The organism is Amycolatopsis sp. WAC 01375 (assembly GCF_003947325.1).
Taxonomy (GTDB): domain Bacteria; phylum Actinomycetota; class Actinomycetes; order Mycobacteriales; family Pseudonocardiaceae; genus Amycolatopsis.
Genome location: NZ_QHHW01000020.1, coordinates 1 through 19,588, shown reverse-complemented (window position 1 = coordinate 19,588; position 19,588 = coordinate 1). Strand labels below are relative to the sequence as shown.

Below are 19,588 nucleotides of genomic sequence, written 5' to 3'. Positions count from 1 at the left end.
GAAGTGGGGCGTCAGCGGATTCCGGCGGTTTCCAGGACTAGGCGCATCCGGTGCTCGGCGAGGTCCGCGTCGGGGAACAGGCCCAGGCCGTCGGCCAGGCGGTACGCCTTCGCCAGGTGCGGCACCGATCGGGCGGACTGCTCGCCCCAGATCATCCGGAAGTGTTCCTGGTGCCCGGAAAGCCAGGCAAGGAAGACGAAATCGGTCTTGAAGAAGCGCATCGACAGCGCGTCGCCTTCGAACAGGTGCTGGGCCAGCGGCAGCGTCGACTTCAGCTCGGCGCGGTAGGTCTCGGTGTCCCCGGCGTCCAGCGCGCGGAATCCCCCGGCGATCACCGGGGCCAGCGGCCCGAACACCGATGCCAGCGCGTCGGAGTGGCCCTGCTCGTCGCCCTCGATCAGCTCGGGGAAGTCGGTGATGTCGCCGTTGTAGACGTGTACACCCTCGGGCATCACCCGGCGCAGCTGGATCTCCCGCTCACGCGAGACCGGCCAGACTTTGACCCCGTCCACCTTGTCCACATTGGACTTCACAACGGCGGCGAAGGCGTCGAGCGCGGCGTCCCAGTCGGTGTGGCCCCAGTAGCCGGTAAGGCGGGGGTCGGACTCGGGCAGGACCCAGTGCAGGATCACCGGCGTCGTGGCCTGGGCCAAGAGATGCCGGTAAACGGCGGCGTAGTCGTCGGGACTCGCCGCGGTCTGGGCCAGCTGCGGACTCGCCATGATGATCGTCTGCGCGCCAACGCCCTCGACGAACTCGATCTGCTCCTCGTAGGCGGCGGTGATGTCGGCGATGCTGTGTGGGCGCATGGGGTCCAGCTGATCGGTCCATACCCCACCCGCGATCCGGCCCCCCACCGCGTGGGCCTCCTGGGCGCTGCGGCGGATCAGCTCGGCCGACGCGCTCCAGTCCAGCCCCATCGCGCGGTTCTGTGTGTCCAACGCCTCGGCGACGGCGAACCCTTGCGCCCACAGGTGACCGCGGAACGCGATCGTGGCGTCCCAGTCGATCGCGGGCGGGCGGAATGGCTCGAAACCGAGCAGCAGCGTGGTGTTCGCTGCCATCGGATCGGCCACGACATGTGCGGTGGAGAACACCACGCGGCTGGTGAACGGCGCGTTGCTCGGGGTGAACCCACGCGGGACGGTGGACGGCTCGTACGGCGCCAGTGTGCCGTCCGGCTCCGGAAGTTCGATCACGACATCAGCTCCAGGGCTCGGGTTCGCCGGACTCGGCGGACGACGGCGCAAAGGGGGGCTTCGCCATTGAAGGGCCGCGGCGACCGAGCCACCACGGCTACCGGCCCCTAAGCCGTCGGGACGGCCCCTACTGGCGGCCGGCAACCCGAGCCGAAGCTGCGTGCTTTTACGAAACAGGCCTCGTCCGGTAAAGTATTCATACGTACAATTCATACGAACGAGTGAATAGCGAGGTTCGATCGATGGCCTTAGCCGACCGGCGCCCCGCCCCGCACCAAGCGCTCGACCCCGCCGACCAGCTCCCCACCGGGAGGCCGTGGTGCTTCACCAGGGCCGCCGACCCGGTCGAACTGCGGCTGACCCCGTTCGAGCAGCGGATCGCGACCCTCGCCGCCCGAGGCCACACGGCCGACGCCATCGGCGCCCGGGCACGCGCCACCGGCGCCGAGATCACCTCGGACCTGGTGGACATCCTGCGTAAGCTCCACGACCTCCCGTGCGACCAGCCACCGGTCGAACTGGCGGTCAAGCGCGTATATCTGCCATAGGACGCGCCTGGTGAACTCATGGTGGGCGGGATCAGCAGAAGGGACGGCATCCGTGCTGACCCACCAGACTCCTCATCCGGGCAGGCCGACCCGGCGGGCCGCGATATCCCACAGCCTGCCGGCCACGTCGGCATCCTCGGCGCTGCGGCCCGCGTCGGTGCGCCGGGAGTCGGCGTAGTAGTCGCCGCGCAGCGGGGACTGGGTCTCGGCGAGGTGGATCATCGTCTTCGCCCCCTCCTCCGCCGTGCTGACGAAGAACTCCACCACGTGCCGCATCGGAGGCATGGCGAGGACGCGCTGCATCGGCAGCTCCCGGGCCAGTCCGGCGACGTACACCCCCGGGTGGAAGTCGGCGATCGGCAGCTCCGGGTAACGCCGGGCGAACTCCCGGGTCAGCAGCGCGAGCGCCAGCTTGCTCAGCGAGTATGCCTCGTACGGCTCGTACTCGCCCGACACGTCGAGGTCGTCGAGGTCGATCTGCTTGCGGTCCTCGACCGTCTGGGATGAGGTGTTGATGACCCTCCCACCACTGGCGAGCACCCGGTCGAGCAGCAGCCGGGTCAGCAGGTACGGTGCCAGCGCGTTGACCTGGAACGACTTCTCGTTTCCGTCTTCGGTCATGATCCGCCGGGGCCAGATCCCCGCCGCGTTGTTCACCAGGACGTCGATCTTTGGACATCGGTCGAGCAGCGTCGCGGCGAGGCCGCGGACCTCGGCGAGATGGGCGAAGTCCGCCGTCAGGGGCTCGACGCCCAGGTCGACGGCCACGGCCTGGGCCTTGCGCGGTGACCGGCCGATCGGGACGACGACGGCGCCACGGCGCGCGAACTCGCGCGCCGCGGTCTCGCCGAGCCCGGAACTGGCACCGGTCACCACGATGGTCTTCCCCGACAGGCTCATCAAGCTCTCCCCAACTCCCAAGATGGATCTGTACGGAAGTACTATACGCGCGTACCTGACATATGTATAGTTTTGTCATGCCTCCTACTGCAGCCAAGGCGGGGTGCAAGGCGTGGATCGGGCTTGCGGTCCTGATCCTGCCCGTACTCCTCGTCTCCATGGACATCACGGTTCTGTACTTCGCCCTTCCGTCCATCAATGCCGACCTTCATCCGACCAGCACCCAGCAACTGTGGATGATCGACATCTACGGCTTCATCCTCGCCGCGCTGCTCATCACCATGGGAGGTATCGGCGATCGGATCGGCAGGCGCCGCCTGCTGATCATCGGCACCATCCTCTTCGGCGCCGCGTCCGTGCTGGCCGCATTCTCCGGAAGTCCGGAGACCCTGATCATCGCTCGTGCGCTGCAGGGCGTCGGCGGTGCGACGCTGATGCCGTCGACCCTCGGCCTGATCCGCAGCATGTTCAACGACGCCAAGCAGCGCCGCACCGCCATCGCGGTGTGGACGATCGGCATGGGCGCCGGCTCCGCGCTGGGGCCGGTGTTCTCCGGTCTGCTGCTCAACTGGTTCTGGTGGGGCTCGATCTTCCTGGTCAACCTGCCGTTCGTGATTCTGTTGCTGCTGCTCGCGCCTGCGTTCGTGCCGGAGTACCGGGCGGAGGGGGCGCGGCTGAACTTCGTCTCGGCCCTGCTCTCGCTGACCGCCGTGCTGCCGATCGTCTGGGGCTGCAAGGAACTGGCCGTGCACGGAGCCTCACTCGGTTCCATCGCGGCTATCGCGGTCGGTCTCGTGCTGGGGGCGATGTTCCTGCGACGCCAGGTCACCCACCCCGATCCGATGATCGACCTGAATCTGTTCCGCACCCGCGGCTTCGGCCCAGCGATCAGCATGAACCTGGTCGTGTACTTCACGATGGTCGGTTTCGGCATCTACATGACGCAGTACCTCATGGAGGTGCTGCGGATGAGCCCGCTGGAAGCCGCACTGTGGACGATGGCCAGTCCGATCGGCATCACCATCACCGGGCCACTGGTGGCGTACATGGTCGGTCGGATGCGACCCGCCTACGTCATCGCGATCGGTTTCGCGATCGCGGCGAGCGGGTGTTTCATGATGACGCGGCTGACGCTGGAGAAGGACCTGCCACTGATCGTCGCGGCCGCGGTCTGTATGGGCTGCGGTGTGGTGATGGCCAGCACCGTGGTCACAGACTGGATCGTGGGCACCGCGCCGGCGGCGCAGTCCGGTCGGATCTCGGCGCTGCTGCAGACCGCGCAGGAACTCGGGGCCGCGCTCGGCATCGCCGTGTTGGGCACCATCGGCGCCGCGGTGTTCGGCCGCACGTTGGCCGCGTCTATCCCTTCCGGACTCCCGCAAGGGACCGTCGACGCGGCTCAGCAGACGCTGGGTGGCGCGCTGAACTCCGCCGTCACGCTCCCTGAGCCGGAGCGCGGCGAGTTGGTGCGGGCGGCGCAGGAGGCGTTCGTGGCCTCGCTGAGCCCAGCGTTGTTCACCGCGGCGGGCGTGCTGATCGCCGCGGCGATCTTCGCGCTGGTCCGGCTGCACCACATCACCGACGTCCCGACCGATGCGGACGCCGACGACGAGGTCGAGCCTCCCGCCGAGACCGGGCCGGCCGCGGCGGCCGCGCAGAACGTCGCCGGCGGAACTTCCGCGCCCACCCATTGAGCCCGGAAAAAGGGGAACACGGTCAGTCGACAGCCGTGTTCCCCTTTTTTGTGACCGACCCGGAGGCACTTCCGGAAAACACGAACGGCCTGGCCGGATCTCCGGCCAGGCCGTTCGTGTTTTCGGCTTCTTTCAGGACTGGCTGTCGTGCTCCTCTTTCAGAAAACGCGCCAGGCTCGCCAGGCCGGTGCGAATCTCATCCTCGTTCACCGCACTGATCGAGATACGGATCTGATTGCGCGGGACGCCGTCGCCGTAGAAATGGTGCATCGGCGTCCACAGCACGTCGTGGTCGCGGCCGCAGCGGGCCAGCATCTCGTCGGTGACGGCGAACGGCACGGTCAAGATCACGAAGAACCCGCCCCTTGGCACATTCCAGGTGACCTCCGGGGTCGAGCCGTCCGGGAACAGCTCGGTCAGCGTCTTCAGCGCGACCTCCAGGTTGCCCAGGTAGATGCGAGTCTCGCGGACGTTGGCCGCGCGCAGGCTGAAGTCGTTCTCGATCAGCTTGCCGCCGATGACGGCCTGCGCGATCGGCGAGGTGTTGACCGTGAGCATGCTCTTGATCCGGGCCAGCTGGTCCGACAGCGTCTCCGCGCCCTGCTTGCCGCCGGTGACGACCTGGTCGGCGATCACGTAGCCGACGCGGGCGGCCGGGATACCGGACTTGGCGAACGAGCTGCAGTAGACGACGCGGCGGTTGGTGTCCATCGCCTTGAGGGTGCGCGGCTGTTCCGGGTCGTCGGTGAGCAGACCGTACGGGTTGTCCTCGATGATGAGGAAGTCGTGCTCGTCGGCCAGGGCGAGCAACTTCTCCCGGACCGGCGCCGGGATGGTGGTGCCGGTCGGGTTGGCGAAGTCGGGCACCAGATACAGCGCGCGCGGCCGCAGGCCGTCGGCCTTGGCCTTGGTCACGACCGCGACCAGGTCGTCGACATCGACGCCGTCGGCGGAGTCCTTGACCGCCAGGACCGGCATGTCCGCCAGCTCCGCGGCCCCGGAGACGCCGAAGTAGCAAGGGAAGACGGCGAGCAGCGCGTCCTTCTCGGTGCGGCGCAGCGCGCGGACGGTGAGGTAGAGGGCCTCCTGGCAGCCGACTGTCACCACTATGGTCTCGGGATCGACAGTGATCTTTTCGTCGATCTCGAGGTGCTTGGCGATGAGGTCGTGGATGACGCCCTTGGTCCGGCCGTACTGCAGCAGGGTGCGATTGACCCAATACTCGTTGCCCTTGAACACGGCGCGCAGGTGCTCGCGGAACGTCTCGATGTAGCGGGGCAGCACGGCGGGGTCGAAGAAGCCCTCGTGCGGACGGCCCGCGGCCAGCGAGATGGAGTGCAGGTACCGGTAGGAGACTTCGTTGAGCAGGTTCATCGACTCGGTGAACGGGGTGTCCAGCGAACCGTGCAATTCGTGGAGCGCCAGTTCCACGGCTTTCTGATCGGTCGTCATAACTGCCTTCCGTCAGGGATGTCGGGCACACCTGGCCACGTCGTGAAAACAATGGCCGAACGGACGCGGTAAATCCGACCGCACACCGTCATGAACGAAACGGACCGGCCCGTTTCCAAAAACTGCGGCCAGCCTAATGACGGCCTTCCGTCCCGGTCAACGCGCATACCGGCGGAAGCACCCCAGAGCGCGCGCTTGCTCACCCCTAATCGGCCGGCCGTACCCCTACATTCGAAACCGGACCCGCCAGAGTGCTGCGCGCACAGGTCCTCGGATGAAATCATTTGCTGAACACCCGCGGCCGCCCAAGCCGGTCTGCCACCTCGACATCGACACGGTAACGGGTGCCATGCCCGTCTGACGTGCGTATAGGACATGAGGTAGGTTGAGCCGATGGGACATCGCGAGGATCTCCTGGCAGGCGCCAAGCGCTGCCTCATCGAGAAGGGGTACGCCCGTACCACCGCCCGCGACATCGTGGCGGCGTCCGGAGCCAACCTGGCCTCCATCGGCTACCACTTCGGCTCCAAAGAGGCGCTGCTCAACGAGGCGCTGATCCAGTCGAACAGCGAGTGGGGCGAGGCCCTTGACCAGGCGATGGCCGCCGGGGTGAACATCGACGGCGGCGCGGCGTCCCTGGAGCACTTCGAGGCCGTGTGGACCAGGATCGTGGAGCTGTTCGCCACGCACCGGCAAATGTGGGCCGCCAATTTCGAGACCTTCGCCCAGATCCAGCACGTTCCCGAGGTCCGCGCCGTCCTCGCAAGCGGTCTCGACGAAGCCCGCCTCGGCATGGCCGACACGTTCCTCGACCGGCGCCCGGAAAACGACGACGTCACCGTCCGCGCCGTCGGCTCGTTCTACCAGGCCCTGCTGACCGGCGTGATGGCCCAGTGGCTCATCGACCCGGAGAACGCGCCGACGGGCAAGGACCTGGCCATCGCGGCGCGCACGATCGTCGGCGGGATCACGACGGCGGCACTGCACCGCTGATCTTGCCGCACATACGTACGTATTGCTAACGACCCAGGACCCTAGGCCGTGTCCTGCATGCTCTCTTGCGCGGTGACCGTGTGGATATAGGGACACTCAACGTCCCTATATCCACACACCGCTCCCGCGACACCAAAGGTCCCCCGCTCCCTTTCCGCAGTTCAGCACGCCAGGCGAAACTCACAGGACACGGCCTAGGGGCCGCTAGGGGAAGTGGCGTCTCTCGGACCGGTCTAGCGTCGAAGCCGCACCGCATCGCCCGCGCCGACAAGGAGCGCAATGACCCGGCCATTCAAGCTAGTGAACACACTGCACCCGCGACTGCTCGTCGACGACTTCGCCGCCGTGTTCCGCTTCTACGACACTGTGCTGCCCCAGGTGATCGGCGCCAAGCTTGCCGAGGGCTCGGCGGAGGGCCCATACGCCCGCTGGGACACCGATCTGGACAGGCAGCCCGCTATCGCCGTCCTCGACCGCGCCGCAATGACCGGTATGCTCGCGGAGACCACGGGATCCACCGGCGACCAATCCATCATCGTCCTCCGACTGGCCGACGTGGACATCGCGCAGAACGTCTTCACCGCCGCAGGCGCCACGATCGTGAGCGCGGCGGCCGCCCGCCCGGAGTGGGGCTCTGACGTCCGGATCGCGTACCTGCGGGATCCGGCGGGGACCCTGGTGGAGCTACAGGCCTCTCCGGACTGAGTGACCTATTCCCAGGGGGCGCCCAAAAGCCGATTTGTGACGGCAAACGCCGGATGCCCTCGCGACGGCGCTGCGCGTCAAAGTGGATGGCCTGCTGAAGCAGTCGGGCGTTTGGGCGGCATCGGGTTGATCGACCTCGGTCGGACACTGAAGAGCCCTGACGACAGAAACCTTGGAGAGCCCGGTGTTCGGCGAGCGGTCTGAGGAAACGGATCAAGAGCAATCTCGATACCGGGCCTCAGACCGACTCGTCCGTGCCGATCGGGTTCGCGTCGACCGGTGCGAAGGCCGGCGAACATCAGGCCCCGTCCGGATAACTTCCACAACGACCCCACGCTGACCGGCCGGGCCAGACCATCATCGGGATGAGAACTACTTCGGTGGCGAGTCCGAGGCGTTACTGGCCGATGCCGGTTCTTCGATGATCACATGGGCGTTCGTCCCACTGATCCCGAACGACGACACCGCGGCTCGTCGCGGCCGCTCCTTCCGCGGCCACGGACAAGGCTCGGTGAGCAGTGAGACGGCACCGGATTCCCAGTCCACCTGGGGCGTCGGCTGATCAACGTGCAGCGTCTTCGGCAACTTTCCGTGTCGCATCGCCATGATCATCTTGATGACCCCGGCGACACCAGCGGCTGCCTGCGTGTGACCCAGGTTCGACTTGATGGATCCCACCATGAGCGGATCGGCCCGCCGATCCCGCCCGTACGTGGCCAACAACGCTTGCGCCTCGATCGGATCGCCAAGGCGGGTGCCGGTGCCGTGGGCTTCGACGGCGTCGACGTCGGCGCCGGTCAGGCCGGCATCGGACAATGCTTGGCGGATGACACGCTGCTGGGAAGGGCCGTTCGGTGCCGTCATACCGCTGGACGCGCCATCCTGGTTCGTGGCCGACGAGCGCACCAGTGCCAGCACCCGCCTGCCATTACGGACAGCGTCGGAAAGCCGTTCCAGCAGGAGAATCCCGCACCCCTCTCCCCAGCCGGTCCCATCCGCGGCAGCCGCGAAGGACTTGCACCGCCCGTCTGGAGCCAGGCCACGCTGTTTGCTGAAGTACTGGAACGTCTCCGGCGTGGCCATGACGGTCACCCCGCCCGCCAGCGCCAGCGGACACTCACCCGACCGCAGCGCCTGCACCGCCAGGTGCAGTGCCACCAGTGACGAGGAACAAGCGGTATCCACCGACACCGCGGGCCCTTCCAGCCCGAACGTGAACGCGACCCGCCCGCTGACCAAGCTGCCGCCGCCATCGGCGCCGGTGTAGTCGTGGTACATCACACCGGTGAAGACCCCGACCCGACTCCCCTGCAGCCCCAACGGATCGATCCGGGCACTCTCGAACGTCTGCCAGGCTGTCTCCAACAACACCCGCTGCTGCGGATCCATCTCCCGCGCTTCGCGCGGCGAGATGCCGAACAGCTCGTTGTCGAAGTCGGCGGCGTCGTGCAGGAACGCTCCTTCCCGAGTGATGATCTTGCCCGGCTTGCCCGGCTCCGGGTCATAGAGCGTCCCGATATCCCAACCGCGGTCGGTGGGGAACTCGGTCACCGCGTCACGGCCGTCAGCGACGAGCTGCCACAGGTCCTCTGGCGACTCGACACCGCCAGGGAAACGGCAGGCCATCCCGACCACTGCGATGGGCTCGGTCAGCCGGGTCGTCTGCTCGCGCAGCCGTTCGTTGTCCGCGACGGACTTGCGCAGCGCCTCGACGATCTGGTCGACAGACGCGTCCATGTGCTTGCCTCCCAGACCAGTCATCGAATCGGTGGTGCGAGGGCGGGCACGGCGGACCACTCCTCGTCGTCAAGGCACTCGCTCAGCGCCGCGATGATCTCGTCCACGGTCACTCCGTCGCCGCGAGCGCCGCGCGGACCAGGTCGTCGATGCTGCCTTCGGCAGGCTGCGGCGACGCGGGGCCGGCGAGGCCGAGCAGGGCGTCGAGCAGGCCCGCCGCCCGCAGCCGCTCCAGCGGAATCTCCCGCAGCACAGCGCGGATCTCGGTCTCGCCCATGGGGTCGTCCTCGGCCGCTTCCGGCAGTTCGTCGGCTAGTTCGTCGAGCAGGTACCGAGCCAGAGCGGCGGCGGTCGGGTAGTCGAACATGAGCGTGGCGGGCAGGCGAAGACCGGTGGTCTCGGCGAGCCGGTTGCGCAGTTCGATGGCTGCCAGCGAGTCCAAACCCAGCTCCGTGAAGCCACGATCGTGGTCGATCGGGCCGGACTGGTGCCGGACGCCCGCGACGTGGGCGCACACCACGTCCAGTACCTCCCGCCCCCGCTGATCCGCCGACAGCGGGGCCAGGCGGTCCAGCAAGCCGACCTCGTCGCGCGCCACCGCGACGGTCGCGGCCGCCCGCTCGATCCGGGCCGACCCGCCCGCGACGAGCTCAGACAGCAGGACCGGCGCATCCGACGCCGCGACGGCAGGGAGGTTCAGGCGCATCGGCACCAGCACGGGCGCGTCCAGCGCCATGGCGGCGTCGAAGAGCCGCAGGCCATCGTCGGGCTCGATCTCGGGCGTGCCGCGCCGCCGCTGCCGGTCGACGACCGACCCGTCCAGCCTCGAACCCATGCCCTCGCCCGCCCAAAGGTGCCAGGCCAGCGAATGCGCGGGCAGCCCGGCCGCCCGGCGGTGGCGGGCGAGCGCGTCGAGGAAGACATTCGCCGCGGCGTAGCCTGCCTGGCCCGCGTTGTCGAGGATGCCGGTGGTGGACGAGAACAGCACAAACGCGGTCAGCGCCATACCGTCGGTCAGCTCGTGCAACCGCCAGGCCGCGTCCACCTTCGGCCGCAACACGGTGTCGAGCCGCTCTGGTGTCAACGAGTCGAGCACGCCGTCATCGACAACGCCCGCGGCGTGCACGATGGCGCGCGGGGGATGACAGGCGACCAGGCGGTCCAGCGCCGCCGGGTCGGTCACGTCGCAGGCCACGACGACGACATTCGCGCCCGCCTCGGTCAGTTCGGCGCGCAGGTCGGCCGCGCCGGACGCGTCCGGTCCGCGCCTGCTGGTCAGGACGAGTCGGCGCACGCCGTGCTCGGCGACCAGGTGCCGGGCGACAAGCGCGCCAAGACCGCCGGTGCCGCCGGTGACGAGCACTGTGCCGTCCGGATCCCAGCTGACGTCCTGTACGGACGCTTCGGCGGCGGCCAGCCTTGGCACGGAGGCGACGCCCGTGCGCAGCGCGATCTCCGGCTCGCCGCAGGCCACGGCTCGGCCGATCAGCGCGTCGGACTCCGGGGTCCCATCGGTGTCGACGAGCACGATCCGTCCGGGCCGTTCGGCTTGAGCGGCGCGGACCAGGCCCCACACCGGGGCCTGCACCAGGTCGACCCGTTCGTCGGTTACCACGACCGCGTTGTGGGTCAGTACGACCAGGGTCTCGGCCGGGTCGGTCGCCAGCCAGTCGCGAACCGCGTCAAGGGTGTCGGCGACGACCGCGCGGGCCGCCGACGGGATTTCGCCGTCGGACGCGACCACCTGGTGTACCTCGTGGCCGGTCGCGTCGGCCGGGAGCTCGACCGGTCGCCACGCCACCTCGTACAGCGAGTCGGCGCGAGTAGCGAGCTGCCCGGCGGTCACCGGGCGGGACACCAGGCTCGCGACGGTGGCGACCGGCTTGCCCGCCGCGTCCGCGACGTGCAGGGCGGTCGTCTCGCTGCCGCGCAGCCTGCGCAGCCGCACCCGCAGCCGGGTCGCGCCGATCGCGTGCAGGGTGACGCCGTGCCAGGAGAACGGCAGGATGGTGTCGCCGCCATCGCCCGCGAGCAGGTCGACGTGGCTGGCGGCGTCGAGCAGCGCCGGGTGCAGGCCGTAGCCATCGGGGTCGGTGGTCTCGGGCAGCTCGACCTCGGCGTAGAGGTCGTCGCCGGACCGCCAGGCCGCACGCAGGCACTGGAAAGCCGGGCCGTAGGCGTAGCCGCGACCAAGCAGTCTGCCGTACGGGTCGTCCAGGGGCAGCGGGTCAGCGCCCGCGGGCGGCCACGCGGTCAGCTCATCCCCTTCGATCGCGACGGCGGTCAGGAGCCCGGTCCCGTGCCGGGTCCACTCCCCCGCCGCGTTCTCCGGGCGCGAGTACAGCCGGACCGCCCGCGCGCCGTCGCCACCCACGGCGTCGACCACGATCCGCAGCGCGAGCGCACCCTCCGCGGGCAGCACCATAGGCGCTTCGAGCACGAGTTCGTCGAGCGTGCCGAGGCCGACCTCGTCCCCAGCCCGGGTGGCCAGGTCCACCAGGGCGGCGCCGGGTAGCAGCACGCTGCCGAGAACCGTGTGGTCGGCGACCCACGGGTGGGCGCCGGTGGAGACGCGGCCGGTGAGCACCACCGCCCCGGACTCGGGCAGTTCGACGGTGGCGGTCAGCAGCGGGTGACCGGTGCCCGTGGTGTCGGCGGGCGCGGGCCGCAGCCAGAACGGCCGCCGCTCGAAGGCATATGTCGGCAGGTCGATCCGCCGTGCACCGCGACCGGCGAACACCGAGGACCAGTCGATCTCGGCGCCGGACACGTGCAGCCTGCCCAGCGCGGCCATCAGGGCCGCGGTCTCGGGCACGTCGGCACGCTGTGCCGCGACGAACGTCGCCGACAGCGTCTCCGCGCCCATCGGGGCGAGGACGGCGTCGGGTCCGAGTTCAAGACCGGTGGTGACGCCAGAGGTGTCCAGAGTGGACAGTGCGAGGGCGAAGCGGACCGGCTCGCGCACCTGGCGCGCCCAGTACGCCGGGTCGCCCCACTCGGTGAGCAGCGCACCGGTCACCGTCGACACGATCGGAATCCGGGGCCGCTCGGCGGCAGCACCGGCGACCACCGCCTCGAACTCGGCCAGCATCGGCTCCATGAGCGGCGAGTGGAACGCGTGCGACACCGCGAGCCGCTTGACCTTGCGGCCCCCGGCCCGGAACTGCGCCTCGATCTCGAGGATCGCGCCCTCGGCCCCGGACAGCACGACCGCGGTCGGACCGTTCACGGCCGCCAGCCCGACACGCTCGGTGCACAGCCCGAGGACCTCGTCCTCGGTGCCCGCGACGGCCAGCATCGCACCGCCCGGCGGCAGCGCCTGCATGAGACCGCCGCGCGCGGCCACGATCCTGGCCGCGTCCGGCAGCGACCACACGCCCGCGACGTGCGCGGCGGCCAGTTCGCCGATCGAGTGCCCGACGAGGAAGTCCGGGAGCACGCCCCAGGACTCCATCAAGCCGAACAGGGCGACCTCCACGGCGAAGAGCGCGGGCTGCGCGAACTCCGTGCGGTTGAGCAGATCCTGGTCCTCGCCCCACACGACCTCGCGCAGCGGACGCGGCAGGTGCCGGTCCAGCTCGTCGGCGGCCGCGTCGAACGCGTCAGCGAACACCGGGAACACCGCATGCAGCTCACGACCCATTCCGATCCGCTGCGAGCCCTGTCCGGTGAACAGAACCGCGCTCAGCCCGGTGGACCGGCCGGTTCCGGTGCTGACGCCGGAAGCGGACTCACCGGCGGCAAGAGCGTCCAAAGCAGACAGTGCGGACGCACGGTCGGCGGCGACGATCACCGCCCGGTGCTCCAGCGCGGCACGCGACGTGGCCATCGAGTACGCGGTGTCGATCAGATCCGATCCACGCAGGTGCGCGGCGAGCCGGGCCGCCTGCTCGGGCAGGGCATCGGCGGTGCGCGCGGACACGGTCAGCGGCACGACCGGCAGTGACTCGCCTGCCTCGGAGACCGTCGCCGGCTCCGGCGCCTGCTCCAGGATGATGTGCGCGTTGGTGCCGCTGAGTCCGAAGGACGACACTGCCGCGCGGCGCGGGCGCTCGACGCTCGGCCAGTCCCGCGACTCGGTGAGCAGCCGGACCGCGCCGCTGTCCCAGTCGACGGCCGCGGACGGCTCGTCCACGTGCAGCGTCTTGGGCAGCACGCCGTGGCGCAGTGCCATCACCATCTTGATGACGCCGCTGACACCCGCGGCGGCCTGCGCGTGGCCAAGGTTCGACTTGATGGAGCCCAACCACAGCGGTTCCGCGCGGTCCTGCCCGTACGTGGCAAGCAGTGCCTGCGCCTCGATCGGGTCGCCGAGGCGGGTGCCGGTCCCATGGCCCTCGACTGCGTCCACATCGGACGGAGAGAGTCCGGCGGCGGCCAGCGCCTGTGCGATGACGCGCTGCTGCGACGGCCCGTTCGGCGCGGTGAGCCCGTTGGACGCGCCGTCCTGGTTGATCGCCGAGGACCGTACGGTGGCCAGCACGGTGTGGCCGTGCTCGCGGGCAACGGACAGCCGCTCGACCAGCAGCAGCCCGATGCCCTCCGACCAGCCGGTGCCGTCGGCGGCGGAGGCGAATGCCTTGCACCGGCCGTCGGCGGCGAGCCCGCGCTGCTGGCTGAAGTCGACGAAGATGTCCGGGGTGGGCATTACCGTGACGCCGCCCGCGATCGCCATGCCGACCTCGCCGGACCGCACCGCCTGGCAGGCCATATGCAATGCGACCAGCGACGACGAGCACGCGGTGTCGACGGTGACGGCCGGGCCCTCCAGTCCGAGCGCATAAGCGACGCGACCGGAGGCGATGCTGCCCGCGCTGCCGTTGCCGAGATAGGCGGCCAGGTCGTCGGGCACACGGCCTGCCTGCGCACCGTACTCGTGGTACATCAAGCCGACATAGACGCCGGTCCGGCTGCCGCGCACCGAGAGCGGGTCGATGCCCGCGCGCTCGAAGACCTCCCACGCACCCTGCAGCAGCAGCCGCTGCTGCGGGTCCATGGCCAGCGCCTCACGCGGCATGATCCCGAAGAACTCCGGGTCGAACTCGGCGGCGTCGTGGAGGAATCCGCCGCGCCGAGCATAGGTCTTGCCTGGGGTGCCGGGTTCCGGGTGGTAGATCGCGGCCGGGTCCCAGCCGCGGCCCGCGGGGAAGTCCCCGGTGGCGTCGACGCCATCGGCCACGAGCCGCCAGAGGTCCTCGGGCGAGCCGACCCCGCCGGGGAACCGGCAGCTGATGCCGACGATGACGACCGGGTCGTCGTCCGCGGCGGTCACGGCTTTGGCGGTCACCGCTGCGGGCTTGACCGGCTGGATGCTCCCCGCCACCAGTTCTGCGACCTCGCGCGAGGTCGGGTGGTCGAACACGAGGGTGGCGGGCAGCCGCAATCCGGTCGCGCCGTTCAGGGCGTTGCGCAGTTCGACCGCGGCGAGTGAGTCGAAGCCGAGCGCGGAGAACGCCTTGTCCGGCTCGACCGCGTCCGGCCCACCGTGGCCGAGGACGACCGCCACATGCGTGCGGACGAGGTCGAGCAGCATCCGGTCCCGCTCGGCGGGGGTGAGCCCGGCGACGCGCGCGGCGAGCCCGCCGGGGGCGGCGTCCTCGGTCGCGGCGCGGCGTACCGGCCTGGGGACGAACGCCCGCAGCAGGGCGGGGATCTCATCGGCCCGCGCCCGCAGGGCGGCCGGGTCGACCGGCAGTGGCACGGCCACCGGGTCATCACCGGCGACGGCGGCGTCGAACAGGGCCAGCCCGAGCTCTGCGGACATCGCCGGGGTGCCGAGGCGGCGCATGCGGTCTCGGTCTGCATCGGTGATCGCGCCGAGGCCGGTGTCGACGTCCCACATGCCGAAGGCCAGCGCGGTCGCGGGCAGTCCCTCGGCGCGGCGGCGCTCGGCCAGCGCGTCCAGGAAGAGGTTGGCGGCGGCGTAGTTGGCCTGCCCGGCAGCCAGCACCATGCCGCCCGCCGACGAGAACAGCACGAACGCGGCCAGGTCGAGGTCGCGGGTCAGCTGGTGCAGGTGCCAGGCCGCGTCCGCCTTGGGCGCGAGGACGGTGTCCATCCGCTCGGCCGTCACCTCGGCGACGAGGGCGTTGTCCGCGACCCCCGCCGCGTGCACAACGGCGCGCAGGTCGGGGTGCGCGGCGATCAGCGCGGCGACGGCATCGCGGTCGCTGACGTCGCAGGCCCTGATGGTGACATCCACGCCGAGTTCGAGAAGTTCGGCCATCAGCTTCGTCGCGCCGGGGGCGTCGGATCCGCGCCTGCTGGTCAACACGAGCTTGCGGACCGCGTGCTTGACCACCAGGTGCCGGGCGACGAGCGCGCCGAGTCCGCTGGTGCCGCCGGTGATCAGCACAGCGCCTGTCCAGGGTGCGGCACCGCCGCCGCCGGTTGCCGGCACCAGCCTCGGCACGTGGGCCGTGGTGGAGCGCAGCGCGATCTCCGGCTCGCCGGTCGCCGCGGCCGCGGGGATCAAGGCCGTTGAATCGGCGTCGGTGTCGATCAGCAGGAACCGGCCGGGGTTCTCCGCCTCGGCGGCCCGGATCAGGCCCCATACCGGGGCGTGGGCCAGGCCGGGCGGCTGCGTGCCGACCGCGTCCCGGGTCACGACGGCGAGCCGGGACGCCGCGAACCGCTCGTCGGCCAGCCAGCCGCGCACCGCGGCGAGCACGGTGTCGGCGACCTCGCGCACCGCCTCCGGGACGTCCGCGGAGGTCGGCGCGGGCACGGTGAAGCGGACGACGGCCGGGATGTCAGGGCCGATCTCCGCGAGTTCAGGCACGGCGGACGCGATGTCCGGCAGCGCGGCCGGACGCCACTGGACGCGCAGCGGGACGTCGCGGGCGTCGGGTCGAGCCACGAGCTGCCCTGCCGAGACGGGCCGGGAGACCAGGGAGCGCACGGTGGCGACCGGGCGGCCCGTCTGGTCGGCGACGAATATCGCCGACACCTCGTCGCCTCGGACGCGGCGCAGGTGCACGCGCAGCGCGGTCGCGCCCGCCGCGTGCAGGGACACCCCGTTCCAGGAGAACGGCAGCAGGGTGTCGCCATCGGCGTTGCCGTTCGCATCGAGCAGGTCCGCGTGCATGGCGGCGTCGAGCAGGGCCGGGTGCAGCCCGAACCGGGCGGCCTCCGCGCGGGCGGCCTCCGGGAGGGTGACCTCGGCGAACACGTCCTCGCCCCGGCGCCAGGCCGCGGTGAGGCCCTGGAAGGTCGGTCCGTAGCCGTAGCCGCGGCCGACCAGGCGCTCGTACACGCCGTCGACCGGCAAGGGGGTCGCGTCGGCGGGCGGCCACTGGGTCAGGTCCCCGCCCGGCGCCACGGGTCCAGGCAGCAGCGTGCCTTCCGCGTGCAGCACCCACGGACCGCCCTGAGCGCTGGAGTAGATCGCGACCGTGCGCCTGCCGGCGTCCTCGGCCGCGCCGACGACGACCTGCACCGCGCGTCCGTCGCGTTCGGGCAGGATCATCGGCTGCCGCAGCGTCAACTCCTCGACCGCGGCGCAGTCCACCTCCTCGCCCGCGCGCAGCGCCAGCTCCACGAACCCCGTGCCGGGCATCAGGATCGTGCCGTGCACGCGGTGGTCGGCAACCCAGTGGCCGCCGTCCGCCGACAGCCGACCGGTGAGCACCGACCCGCCGGTGTCCGGCACGGGGACGGACGCGGCGAGCAGCGGGTGCGCGACCGGGGCGAGACCGGCGGCGGCGACATCGCCTGCCGATGTGGTCGCGTCGAGCCAGTAGCGCTTGCGCTGGAAGGCGTAAGTGGGCAGGTCCACCCGGTCGCCGCGCGCCCCGAAATACGCGGGCCAGTCGACCCGGCCACCGCGGGCGTGCACCCGGCCGATCCCGGCGACCACCTCGCGTGCCTCGGGGCGGTCGCGCCGCAGCAGCGCGACGAATCCGGCGTCTTCGGCGCACTCGGCGCCCATGGCGGTGAGGATCGCGTCCGGACCCAGCTCGACGAAGGTCCGCACGCCCTGGGACAGCAGGAACCCGACGCCGTCGGCGAAGCGCACGGTTTCGCGCACATGCCGGACCCAGTATTCGGGCGAGGCCAGCTCATCGGTGAGCGCGCCGGACACGTTCGACACGACCGGGGTCGTCGGCGCGGCGTAGGACACCTCGCGGGCGACGGCGGCGAACTCGGCGAGCATCGGCTCCATGAGCGCGGAGTGGAAAGCATGCGACACCGAAAGCCTGCTGGTCTTGTGCCCGTCGGCGGCGAGCCGGTCGGCCACCGCCGTCACCGCGGCCAGCGGCCCGGACAGCACGACCGACGACGGCGCGTTGACCGCCGCGATGTCGACCCCGTCCGGCAGCAGGTCCGCGACCTCGGCTTCGCTCGCGCGGACCGCGACCATGGCCCCACCGTCGGGCAGTGTCTCCATCAGCCGTCCGCGCGCGGCGACCAGGCGTACGGCGTCGGGCAGGGTCAGCACCCCGGCCGCGTGCGCGGCGGCGAGCTCGCCGATCGAGTGGCCCGCCAGGAAGTCCGGCCGGACGCCCCAGCTCTCCAGCAGCCGGAACAGGGCGACCTCCACGGCGAACAGCGCCACCTGGGCGACACCGGTCCGGTTCAGTGCGGCCTCGTTCTTCCCCCACACGACGTCGCGCAGCGGCCGCTCCAGCCACTTGTCCGCTTCGGACGCGACGGCGTCGAACGCGGCGGCGAAGGCCGGAAAGGTGGAGTGCAGCTCGCGACCCATTCCCAGGCGCTGCGCGCCCTGGCCGGTGAACAAGAACGCCACCTTGCCCTCGCGGACCTTGTCGACCACCACAGGTGCGGCCAGCCCACGCAACAGGTCTTCGCGATCGGCGCCGACCACGACGGCGCGGTGCTCCAGGTGGGCGCGCGCGGTCGCCAGAGTCCGGCCGACCGCGGCCAGCGCGGCTTCGTCCATGGTCTCGACGCTCTCCCGCAGCCGGTCGGCCTGGGCGACCAGGGCCTCGGGGGTATGCGCGGACAACACCCACGGCTCCACCGGGGCCAGCACGCCCGCCACCGCGGGTTCTGCGTCCGGGGCCTGTTCGAGCACCACGTGCGCGTTGGTGCCGCTGATGCCGAACGACGACACGCCCGCGCGGCGCGGACGGCCGTGCTCGGGCCACGGCGTCGTGCCGGTCAGCAGCTCGACCGCGCCGGAATCCCACTCGACCTGCGGCGATGGCTCGTCGATGTGCAGGGTCGCGGGCAGGACGCCGTGCCGCATGGCCAGCAGCATCTTGATCATCCCGGCGACACCCGCGGCGGCCTGGGTGTGGCCCATGTTCGACTTGATGGAGCCCAGCAGCAGCGGCGTGCCCTGCGCGGGCCGTTCCTGCCCATAGGTGGCCAGCAGCGCCTGCGCCTCGATCGGATCGCCGAGCGTCGTGCCGGTCCCGTGCCCCTCCACGGCGTCCACATCGGATGGTCGAAGCCGGGCATCGGCCAGCGCCTGGGTGATCACCCGCTGCTGGGACGGCCCGTTCGGCGCGGTCAGGCCGTTGGACGCGCCATCGGAGTTGACCGCGCTGCCCCGGATGACACCGAGGATCGGGCGGCCGTTGCGGCGCGCGTCGGACAGCCGCTCCAGCAGCAGCACGCCGGCGCCCTCGCTCCAGCCGGTCCCGTCCGCGGCGGAGGCGAAGGACTTGCACCGCCCGTCGGCGGCCAGGCCGCGCTGCCTGCTCATGTCGATGAAGGTGTCCGGTGTGGACATCACGGTCACACCGCCCACCACCGCGAGCCCACATTCGCCGCGCCGCAGCGCCTGCACCGCCCAGTGCGTGGCGACCAGCGACGACGAGCACGCGGTGTCCACGGTGACCGCGGGTCCCTCGAGGCCGAGCGCGTAGGCAACGCGGCCAGAGACGACGCTGGCCAGGCTCCCGTTGCCCAGGTACGCCGCCACGTCGTCGGGGACGTCGGCGAGCCGGGTGCCCCAGTCGTGGTACATGACACCCGCGAACACGCCGGTCCGGCTGCCGCGCAGCGAGTGCGGATCGATACCCGCCCGCTCGAAGACCTCCCACGAGGTCTCCAGCATCAGCCGCTGCTGCGGATCCATCGCCTGCGCTTCGCGCGGGCTGATGCCGAAGAACGCCGGGTCGAAGTCAGCGGCGTCGTACAGGAATCCGCCGGAGCCGGAGTAGCTCTTGCCCGGCTTGCCCGGCTCGGCGTCGTAGAGGTCACCGGGCCAGCCCCGGTCGCCCGGGAACGGGCTGATCACGTCCCGGCCCTCGACCAGGAGCGCCCAGAGCTCCTCGGGTGTGGTGACCCCGCCGGGATAGCGGCACGCCATGCCGACGATCGCGATCGGCTCGTCCTCGGCCGCCGTGACGGTCACCGGCGCGGCCGGGGCGGGGGCGGGGGCCGGGGT

Annotated in this window: 7 protein-coding genes and 2 pseudogenes; 4 read left to right on the top strand and 5 right to left on the bottom strand. The window is 70.8% G+C overall.

All coding sequences use genetic code 11. The annotated features are described in order from the left end of the window. Nucleotides 1–11 precede the first annotated feature (11 nt). Complete coding sequence (locus tag DL991_RS09975; RefSeq protein WP_233598763.1) at nt 12–1,199, bottom strand: DUF993 family protein; 1,188 nt, start codon at nt 1,197–1,199, stop codon at nt 12–14. Between the two features lie 242 nt (nt 1,200–1,441). On the opposite strand from DL991_RS09975, the gene DL991_RS09970 reads away from it, so the two are divergent. Beyond that, a complete protein-coding gene (locus tag DL991_RS09970) occupies nt 1,442–1,747 on the top strand; it encodes a hypothetical protein (protein WP_125783281.1) in 306 nt (101 codons plus the stop codon). 72 nt (nt 1,748–1,819) lie between these two features. Here the strand turns inward: DL991_RS09970 and DL991_RS09965 are convergent, their stop codons facing one another. Continuing rightward, nucleotides 1,820–2,647, bottom strand: a complete 828-nt coding sequence (locus DL991_RS09965; protein WP_125783279.1) for an SDR family NAD(P)-dependent oxidoreductase — start codon at nt 2,645–2,647, stop codon at nt 1,820–1,822. A 77-nt stretch (nt 2,648–2,724) separates the two neighbouring features. On the opposite strand from DL991_RS09965, the gene DL991_RS09960 reads away from it, so the two are divergent. Next, nucleotides 2,725–4,341 (top strand): MFS transporter, encoded by a 1,617-nt coding sequence (locus DL991_RS09960; protein WP_125783277.1) that lies wholly within the window; start codon nt 2,725–2,727, stop codon nt 4,339–4,341. Between the two features lie 132 nt (nt 4,342–4,473). Here the strand turns inward: DL991_RS09960 and DL991_RS09955 are convergent, their stop codons facing one another. Then, on the bottom strand, nt 4,474–5,793 hold the full coding sequence (locus DL991_RS09955; protein ID WP_125783276.1) for a PLP-dependent aminotransferase family protein: 1,320 nt from the start codon (nt 5,791–5,793) through the stop codon (nt 4,474–4,476). 393 nt (nt 5,794–6,186) lie between these two features. Between DL991_RS09955 and DL991_RS09950 the strand changes: the two genes are divergently transcribed. Continuing rightward, a complete protein-coding gene (locus DL991_RS09950; protein WP_125783274.1) occupies nt 6,187–6,786 on the top strand; it encodes a TetR/AcrR family transcriptional regulator in 600 nt (199 codons plus the stop codon). 279 nt (nt 6,787–7,065) lie between these two features. Next, nucleotides 7,066–7,491 (top strand): VOC family protein, encoded by a 426-nt coding sequence (locus DL991_RS09945; RefSeq protein ID WP_199753899.1) that lies wholly within the window; start codon nt 7,066–7,068, stop codon nt 7,489–7,491. Between the two features lie 381 nt (nt 7,492–7,872). On the opposite strand, the pseudogene DL991_RS09940 reads toward DL991_RS09945, so the two are convergent. Next, nucleotides 7,873–9,288: pseudogene (locus DL991_RS09940) on the bottom strand (type I polyketide synthase); the annotation flags it as partial. Nucleotides 9,289–9,337: 49 nt separating this feature from the next. Next, nucleotides 9,338–19,555 (bottom strand): annotated as a pseudogene (locus tag DL991_RS09935) (SDR family NAD(P)-dependent oxidoreductase); the annotation flags it as partial. Between the last annotated feature and the right edge of the window lie 33 nt (nt 19,556–19,588).